Annotated in this window: 10 protein-coding genes; 4 read left to right on the top strand and 6 right to left on the bottom strand. The window is 72.9% G+C overall.

The annotated features are described in order from the left end of the window. The 3 genes from ACTIR_RS22305 to ACTIR_RS0108060 form a co-directional block, all read left to right on the top strand. Positions 1-451: class F sortase (locus ACTIR_RS22305; RefSeq protein ID WP_154663698.1), on the top strand; the 451-nt coding region annotated here is incomplete at its 5' end. Between the two features lie 90 nt (positions 452-541). Then, positions 542-1,459 (top strand): coiled-coil domain-containing protein, encoded by a 918-nt coding sequence (locus ACTIR_RS0108065; RefSeq protein WP_026453891.1) that lies wholly within the window; start codon positions 542-544, stop codon positions 1,457-1,459. 193 nt (positions 1,460-1,652) lie between these two features. After that, positions 1,653-2,033 carry an ATP-binding protein gene (locus tag ACTIR_RS0108060; protein ID WP_026453890.1) on the top strand — a complete coding sequence of 127 codons (381 nt, stop codon included), beginning with the start codon at positions 1,653-1,655 and terminating at the stop codon, positions 2,031-2,033. A gap of 38 nt (positions 2,034-2,071) precedes the next feature. On the opposite strand, the gene ACTIR_RS0108055 is transcribed toward ACTIR_RS0108060, so the two are convergent. From ACTIR_RS0108055 to ACTIR_RS0108035, 5 genes are read right to left on the bottom strand one after another with little or no spacing between them, the layout of a single operon-like run. Continuing rightward, positions 2,072-3,430, bottom strand: coding sequence for a PP2C family protein-serine/threonine phosphatase (locus ACTIR_RS0108055; protein ID WP_026453889.1), 1,359 nt, complete (start codon positions 3,428-3,430; stop codon positions 2,072-2,074). After that, complete coding sequence (locus ACTIR_RS0108050; RefSeq protein ID WP_026453888.1) at positions 3,427-4,425, bottom strand: ATP-binding protein; 999 nt, start codon at positions 4,423-4,425, stop codon at positions 3,427-3,429. The genes ACTIR_RS0108055 and ACTIR_RS0108050 overlap by 4 nt, the downstream gene beginning before the upstream one ends. Continuing rightward, positions 4,422-4,847, bottom strand: coding sequence for an ATP-binding protein (locus tag ACTIR_RS0108045; protein WP_026453887.1), 426 nt, complete (start codon positions 4,845-4,847; stop codon positions 4,422-4,424). Before ACTIR_RS0108045 ends, ACTIR_RS0108050 begins: the two co-directional genes overlap by 4 nt. After that, complete coding sequence (locus ACTIR_RS0108040; RefSeq protein ID WP_019807243.1) at positions 4,844-5,206, bottom strand: STAS domain-containing protein; 363 nt, start codon at positions 5,204-5,206, stop codon at positions 4,844-4,846. Before ACTIR_RS0108040 ends, ACTIR_RS0108045 begins: the two co-directional genes overlap by 4 nt. Before the next feature lie 6 nt (positions 5,207-5,212). Beyond that, on the bottom strand, positions 5,213-6,067 hold the full coding sequence (locus ACTIR_RS0108035) for an STAS domain-containing protein (protein WP_026453886.1): 855 nt from the start codon (positions 6,065-6,067) through the stop codon (positions 5,213-5,215). A 138-nt stretch (positions 6,068-6,205) separates the two neighbouring features. Here ACTIR_RS0108035 and ACTIR_RS0108030 point away from each other — a divergent pair, with 138 nt between their 5' ends. Continuing rightward, positions 6,206-6,553: an STAS domain-containing protein gene (locus ACTIR_RS0108030; protein WP_007025842.1), complete on the top strand. Its 348-nt coding sequence runs from the start codon at positions 6,206-6,208 to the stop codon at positions 6,551-6,553. A 41-nt stretch (positions 6,554-6,594) separates the two neighbouring features. Here ACTIR_RS0108030 and ACTIR_RS0108025 read toward each other — a convergent pair whose 3' ends face one another. After that, positions 6,595-8,055 carry an SDR family oxidoreductase gene (locus tag ACTIR_RS0108025; protein WP_026453885.1) on the bottom strand — a complete coding sequence of 487 codons (1,461 nt, stop codon included), beginning with the start codon at positions 8,053-8,055 and terminating at the stop codon, positions 6,595-6,597. Positions 8,056-8,098 lie beyond the last annotated feature (43 nt).

Raw genomic sequence — 8,098 nt, 5'->3', positions numbered from 1 at the left:
GGTCGGCAGCGGACAGCCCCCGGGGACGGTGCGGCTGCCGCGGGGCGGCACGGCCGAACTCGTCCGCGAGGAGGTCGGGCCGGACTCCGTCCTGCCGGTGCCGGAGGATCTCGACGAGGCGACCTGGTGGGGCGCCGGGCTGGACGCACCCAGCGGCGCGAGCGTGTTCGCGGGTCATGTCGACTGGCAGGGCCGGACGGGACCGTTCGCGGAACTGTGGGACGCCCGGATCGGGGAGCGGGTGCGGGTGCTCGACGACGGCGGCACGGAATGGACGTACGAGATCACCCGGATCTTCACGTTGCACAAGGACGAGCTGCCGGACCGGGCGCACGAACTCTTCGGACAGAGCGGGCGGCACCGGCTCGTGCTGGTCACCTGCGGCGGCCGGTGGTTGGGCGGGACGACCGGATACGCGGAGAACCGGGTCGTGCTCGCCGAACCCCGCTGAACGGGTGCGGCACCCGGACGGGCGGGCCCGCTCTCACCCGGTCGGCCCGCCTGACGACGACGACACGCCGCGCGCGGGTACGGTTCCCCCATGGTCTCCGAGCACGACAACCGCCTTCTCCCGCTGAGGCGGGACTTCGGGCAGGCATGGCATGGTTTCGACCGCACCCAGGTGGCCCAGTACCTCGACCACCTGGAGGCGCAGGTACATCAGATCATGGCCGAGCGGGACTCGGCCGAGGCGCGGGCGACGGAGTCCGCGCGCGAGCTCGACAGTGTCCGGCAGGAGGTCGAATCGCTGCGGGAACGGGTCGAGGAGCTGAAGAAACCACCGGAGCGGATCGAGGACCTCGACGAGCGCATGCAGCGCACCGTCGAGCTCGCCCAGCACCGCGCGTCCGAGATCATCGAGAGCGCGGAGACCGCCGCGGAGAAGAACTGGGCCGAGAGCAGCGCGGTGTCGAACACGCTGCACGAGCGGTACAAGAACCTGCTCGAGACGCTCGACGGCCACGCGGACGCGCTCAAGCGCGAACACGAGGAGGCGCTGGCCGCGACCAAGGCCGAGGTCGAGAAGATGACCACGGACGCCGCCCGCAGGCGGGAGGAACTCGACGCGGAGGCGGAGACCAGACGCCGCACGATCGAGGACGACTTCCAGGAGCGCCTGGCCGAGGAGCGGCGCGCGCACGACGAGCACATCGCCGAGGAGAAGGCCACCAGCCGTCGTGAAGCGGAGGAGCGGCTCACCGAGGCCCGGAACGAGGCGAAGCGGCTGATCGACGAGGCCACCGAGAAGGCGCGGGAGCTCGTCGAGTCGGCCACGGCGGAGGCCGACCGGCGCACGAGCGAGGCCAACGACGTCGTCAGCCGGTTGACGTCGATCCGGGAGGAGGCACGCGCCCGTCTGCGGGAGGCCGACCGGATGCTCGAACAGGGCGAGTCCGCGCTGACCCCGCCCGACGACGAGGAGTCCACCCTCGCGGAGACACCCGGCAGCACGTCGTGATCCCGCCGGGGAGGGCTCCCTGACCCCGCCGCGGGCCGGGTGACCGTGCGGTGCGCCGGTAGGACGGATCGGGCCCCCTTACTTCACTCGGAAGTGTGATGTGGGCTGCGCATCGAGCCGACTCGTCCGGCCCGTGTTGGACCGGAACGGTGTCGGGTCATACGGTGCTCACGTCAGGAAGGGGGCCCGAACCGTGGCGGATCGCACCGTGGAGCTGACGGTCGACGCCGAACCCGACCTCGTGCCGGTGATTCGCAACGTCGCGGCCGACCTCGCCATCCGCATGGATCTGCAACTCGACACCATCGCCGACCTGCGGCTGGCCGTGGACGAGGCGTGCGGGTTGCTGCTCGCCCGCGCGGCCACGCCCACCACGCTCGCCTGCCGGTTCACCTTCGGCGGGGGCACCATCACCGCGTGGACCGAGCTGGCGTGCCGGGAGGGCACCAGCCTGCCGCAGCAGGGGTTCAACTGGCACGTGCTCACCGCGCTGACCCGGTCCGTGCGCGGGCTGCGGTCCGAGCGGGCGGGGGTGCCGACGGCCGTGATCGAACTGACCGTCGGCGACCCCTGAGCCGGGTCGAGCCCCGGCGCCGTCCGACGCCCGGTGGCTCAGCCGTCCCAGTGGCACAGCAACAGGCACACGTCGTCGTCGTGCTCGGTGGCGCCGAGCATCACCCGCAGCACGTGCTCGGCCCGCGCGTCGAGCCCGGTGGCCTCGCACGAGCGGAACGCCTCGACCAACCGGGACAGACCCGCGTCGAGGTCGCTCGTGCGACGCTCGATGAGCCCGTCGGTGAACAGGGCGATCGACGACCCCGGCGTGAGCTTGCGCTCGTGTTCCGGGAAGGTGACCCCGGCGGGCAGGTGGATCCCGAGCATCGGGGCGTGCTCGGCGTCCAGGTAGGAGACGCCGCCCCCGGACTCCTGCAGCAGTGGTGGCGGATGTCCCGCGCTGGCCCAGCGCAGCAGGCCGGTCGCCGGCTCGACCTCCGCGGCCACGGCCGTGGCGAACAGCGGGGTGTCCAGGCCACGCAGCAGCTCGTGCACGAGGCGCAACGACTGCGCCGGGCCGTGTCCCTCCAGCGCGTAGGCTCGCAGGGCGTTCTGCAGCTGCCCCATCACGACGGCCGCATCGACCCCGTGCCCGGTGACGTCGCCGACCGAGAGCACGACCGTGCCGTCCGGGCGGGTGACCGCGTCGTACCAGTCCCCACCCACGTGGACACCGCGGGTCGCCGACCGGTAGCGGGCGACGAGGCCGAGATCCTGCAGCGGCGCGAGCGTCGGCAGCATCGCCCGTTGCAGTCGTTCGGCCAGCTCGTGTTCCCGCTCGTACTCGTTCGCGTTGCGCAGTCCCACCGCGGCGCGGTTCGCGATCCCGCCCGCGAGGGCCACGTCGTCCTCGGTGAACTCCCCGGTGGGACGGTGCAGATCGAACACGCCGAGGGTGTGCGGACCGGCGGTGAGCGGGACGCTGACCCGGTGCGGGCCCTCGCGGACCGGTTCCCGCGTCCGGACGGCGCTGCGGGTGGTCTCGTCGGATTCCCGGTCGGGGTCGGCGGGGCACGACAGGCCACCCTCGCTCACCGTCCACACCGTGACGTGGTCGGCGAACCCGTTGGCGGTGACCAGCGCGGCGACCTCGTCCAGCATGTGCACCCGGTCCAGCGAAGTGGCCGAGGCCCGGCTGACCTCGTCCAGGAAGGAGGTGCGCTGCCGCTGCCGGTCGATCTCCGCGTGCAGCGCGAGCAGTCCGGCGTTCGTCTGCTCCAGCTCGGACTGGTGCCAGCGCAGGTCCTGATCGCGCTCGGAGACCACGTCGGCCAGCGCACGCAGCGCCGCGCCCGCGGCCGCGTCCGTGTCCGCTCCATCACCGCCGAGCGCGGCGGACACCCGTCGCCACACCTCGTCGGACAGTTCCCGGTCCCCCAGTAACCCGCGCAGTCTCGCGCGCAGGTCGTCACTCACCCGACCTCACCTCCGCCCACGACGACCACACAGGAGTCGTCGCGGTGTCTTCCGTACCGACCCAGCAACCACCCGGCCGCCGTGGCCGGGTCGTGCGCGAGGAGCTCCGCGATCTCCTCCGCTCGCCACCGTTGCGTCACCCCGTCCGTGTGCATCACCAGCCGGCTCCGCCCGCTCCACGGCCGGACGACGGGAGCCGCCCGTCCGCCGCTGCGTTGTCTGCGCCCGACGATGCCCGGCGTCGACACCAGCGCCTCGTGCGTGCCGTCGCCCGGGAACAGGCGTGCCACGGAGTTCCCGACGGCACTGAAGGTCAGTGTCGACCGCGCGGGGTGAAACTGTGCTACGGCCGCCGTGGCGCCGCGACGGACGGACGAGTCGGCATCCATCGCCGCGATGAGCTGCCCGGGCGGGGCGCTCGGGTTCGCGGCGACGTGGGCGGTGACCGCCGCACTGGCGCTCGCGGCCTCGGGACCGTGCCCGAGTCCGTCGCTCAGTGCCACCGTCGTCACACCACGCTCGTGCGCCACCACCCAGTTGTCCCCGCACTCGGTCTCGCCCGCGGCGGCGGCCAGTGCGGCTCCCACCTCGACGCCGAGGTGGGGTGGCTTCGCCACCGTCCAACGCGCGAGCACCGTCGTTCCTTCCCCGGGGCGGGAGTGGATGTCCACGACGTCGGCCATCCTGCGCACACCGCCGAGGCCGACCCCGAGGGTGCCGGTGGTGGAGTGCCCGTCCCGCATGCTGTCCGGCACGTCCGCGATCCCCGGACCCAGGTCGGTGGCGACGACGTCCAGCCCGTCCGGCCGGGGGATCGCCATCAGCAGACCGCCCGTGGCGTACTTCTGCAGGTTGGTGGCGAGCTCGGAGACCGCGAGGACGACCCGCTCCACCGTGCGCTCAGCCAGGCCCGCCTCACGCGCCGCGCGGCCCGCCGCCATCCGGGCCTGGTGTACGTGGACGGGCGCGTGGACGGCCAGCGCCTCCCCGCTCATCCGCTGCCGGGCCTGCTCGTGCGGAACACCACCGTCACCGTCGTCCCCTGTCCGTCGCCGGTGCGCAGGTCGAACTCGTCGGCGAGCCGCCGCGCGCCGCTGAGGCCGAGGCCCAGTCCCCCCGCGCTGCTGTAGCCGTCCGTCAGTGCCTGCTCCGTGTCGGCGATACCGGGTCCCTCGTCGCGGAAGACCAACCGCAGCGCCGTGCGGCCCGCGTCCTTCTCCAGCGCGATCCGGGCCGTGCCCCCGCCCCCGTGCTTGAGGGTGTTACGGGCGAGCTCGCTGGCGGCCGTGACCAGTTTGGTCTGCTCGACCAGGGAGAACCCGGCCGAGACCGCCACGTCCCGCGCCGCCTGGCGCACGTGGACGATGTCGACCTCCTCGCGGACGGCGACCTCGTGCTCGGTGACGACACCGGTCATGGCTGTCCCGGGTCGGCACCCAGCAGGGACAGTCCCCTGCTCACCGTGAGGGCGGTCTGCAACCCCGGAAGGGTGAGGCCGAGCTCGACCAGTGTGATCGCCACCTCGGGCCGCATGCCGACCACGACCGTCCGCGCGGCCAGCAGCGCGCAGGCACCGGCGATGTCGTGCAACGTCCGGGCCAGGAACGAGTCCACGACCTCCAGGCCGGAGATGTCGATGAGCACACCCCGGGCGCTGATCTCGGCCACGCGCCCGGTCAGGTCCTCCTGGAGGGTGAGCGCGTCCCGGTCACTGAGTTCGCCCTGGATCGTGACGAGCAGGACGTCGCCGAGGCCGACGAGGGACGTGTTGGTCATGCCGTACTACCCGACCTCCCGCGCGGGGGTGATGGCCATTCCGAGCGTGTGCAGTGCGTGGATGAACGCGTCGGCGAGGCTCGCCCTGGTGGCGACCTCGCCGAGATCGATACCGAGCTGGACCATCGTCTGCGCGATCTGGGGACGGATGCCGCTGATGACGCACTCCGCGCCCATCAGACGTGCGGCCATCGCCGTCTTCAGCAGGTGCTGGGCGACCAGCGTGTCCACGGCCGTGACCCCGGTGATGTCCAGGATCGCCACCCGCGCGTGCTGGCGGACGATCTCCTCGAGCAGGCTCTCGGTGGCCGCCTGGCTGCGCATGCTGTCCAGCGTGCCGATCAGCGGGATGGCCAGGATGCCGTCCCAGAGCTTGATCACCGGGGTGGACAGCTCGGCCAGCTGCTCCTGCTGGGCCAGGATGGTGTCCGCGCCCGCCGACAGTTCGATCTCCAGCAGGGCGATGCGGAGCGTGTTCAGCACGGTCGCCAGCGCCAGCCCGCCCCGGTAGGCGATGTCCGCGGGCTCGTCCCGCCGCTCCCACAGCCGCAGCACCGGCTCCTTGAGCACGGTCACGTCGGGGCGGCTGCTCCCGGAGCGTCCGCCGGCCGCCCGCGAGGCGAGGGTGCCGAGCACCGTGCGCACGGTGCCGAACCCCTCCGCCGACGGATCCTCCTCGGAGCCGGTCTCGATCACCTGGCGCACGCCGTTGAGCAGGGCGGCGGCCTCCTCCGCGGCCTCGTCCGGGTTCCGGGTGGAGAACACCGCGGTGGCCGACCACTCCCGTTCGATCTCGGCGCGGTGTGTCTCCAGGAACTCCACCAGGCGCGCCCGGACGGCGGCGGTGGTGTCGTCGGTCATGTCTCGGCTCCCACCTTCAGGCCCAGCTCACGCGCTGAGGCATCGGCTCCTCCCTGGCAAACTTAGGACACACGGCAGCGAACCTCCAGGTGGGGTACTCACCGGTAGGTACCGTGGAACGACGGAAACGGACAACGGATGACCGGACGCGACGAATCGACCACCGACGGCGGGGCGACCGTGCGTGCCGAACTGGTCGAGGCCGAGGGGCGCGTCACGCTCAGCGGCGAGATCGATTACGGTGCCGCACCCCGCGTGGACGACGCGCTCCACCGGTTGCTGTCCGACGGCGCCCGACACCTGGTGATCGACCTCGGCGAACTTTCCTTCTTCGACTCGGCCTGCCTGGGCGCCCTGGTGCGGGCCCACGCCGGGACGGCCGAGCGTGGGGGCACCGTCCGGCTGGTCAACGTCGACCGGCACGCCTACCGGGTGCTGCAGATCTCGGGCCTGATCCCGCTGTTCGACATCAGCACGGTCGGCTGACGGTCCGGATCCGCGGACCGCTCGCGGGACGGGCCTCCCGGTCATCGGTCCGTGTGCCCGGCCGCGCCGACGAGGTTGCGGGCCATTCCGCCGAAGACCACACCGTGCAACGGCCGGAGGGCGAGCCAGTACAGGTGGCCGGGCGAACCGTGCGGCAGGAACAACGCCCGCTGCCGGTACACCGCACCGCCGTCGCCGTCCGGCCGGACCGACAGCTCCAGCCACGCGCGGCCGGGCAACCGCATCTCCGCCCGCAGCCGCAGCATTCGGGGCCGTTCCAGGCGTTCGACCCGCCACCAGTCGAGCGCCTCCCCCACCCGCAGCCGGTGCGGATGGCGCCGGCCCCGACGGAGCCCGACCCCGCCCACCAGCCGGTCGATCCAGCCGCGCACCGACCACGCCGGCGGGAACGAATACCAGCCGTGTTCACCGCCGATGCTCTCCACGACCTGCCACAGGTCCTGCGGGGACGCGCTCGTGTGCCGCTCCCGGACGTCCTCGTACAGCGTCCCGCCCGCCCATTCCGGGTCGGTGGGCAGCGGGTCCGCGGGCGCCCCCGGTGTGCTCGCGTCCGACCAGCGGGTCGGCACGTCCGCCCGCCCCACCCGGGCCAGTGCCAGCTCGACCGCCCGCTCGAACGTGGTGAGCCCGCCCTCGGGGTCGGGGATGTACTCCGCGATCGCATGGTCCCGGCAGACCACCTCGTTCACCAACGACTCGATGAGCGGGACCGCGATGGCCCGCGGCACCGGGGTCACGAGGTTCACCCATTGCGCGGACAGCCACGGGCTCAGCACCGGCACCGGGATCACGAGCCTGCGGCGCAGGCCCGCGACGGCGGCGTAGCGCCGCATCATCCGCAGGTAGGTGAGCACGTCCGGGCCGCCGATGTCGAACGCCCGGTTGACCGGCCCGGCGATCGTGGCCGCGCGGGTCAGGTAGTGCAGGACGTCGCCCACCGCGATCGGCTGGATCCGGTTGTGCACCCAGCGCGGGGTGACCATCGCGGGCAACCGCTCGGTCAGGTGCCGCAGCATCTCGAAGCTCGCCGACCCGGCCCCGAGGATCACGGCCGCCCGCAGCACCACCGCGGGGACGGGACCGTCGAGCAGGATGCGCCCCACCTCGGCCCGGGAGGCCAGGTGTTCGGACAACTCGACGTGCTCCGGGGTGATGCCGCCGAGGTAGACCACCCGCGAGACACCCGCCGTCGCGGCGCACTCGGCGACCACCCGCGCGGCACGCCGGTCGAGGGCGGCGAAGTCCTTCCGCGTCAGCGAGTGCACCAGGTAGTACACCACCTCCTGCCCGGCCATCGCCGCGGCGACCGCGTCCGGGTCGGTGGCGTCGGCACGCACGATCTCGGCCTGCTCGCGCCAGGGCACCTCGGCGAGCTTGGCCGGGGTCCTGGCCACCGCGCGCACCTCGTGACCCTCGGCCAGCAACGCGGGCACGAGACGCCCCCCGAGGTAGCCGGTGGCGCCGAACACCACACACCGCATGCCGTTTCCCCTCGCCGCCGCGTTGCCGCGGACCCGCCTGCCG

This window comes from Saccharomonospora iraqiensis subsp. iraqiensis (assembly GCF_000430445.1).
Lineage (GTDB): Bacteria > Actinomycetota > Actinomycetes > Mycobacteriales > Pseudonocardiaceae > Saccharomonospora > Saccharomonospora iraqiensis.
The sequence above is the reverse complement of the archived record's forward strand: the minus strand, read 5'-3'. Positions and strand labels throughout refer to the sequence as shown.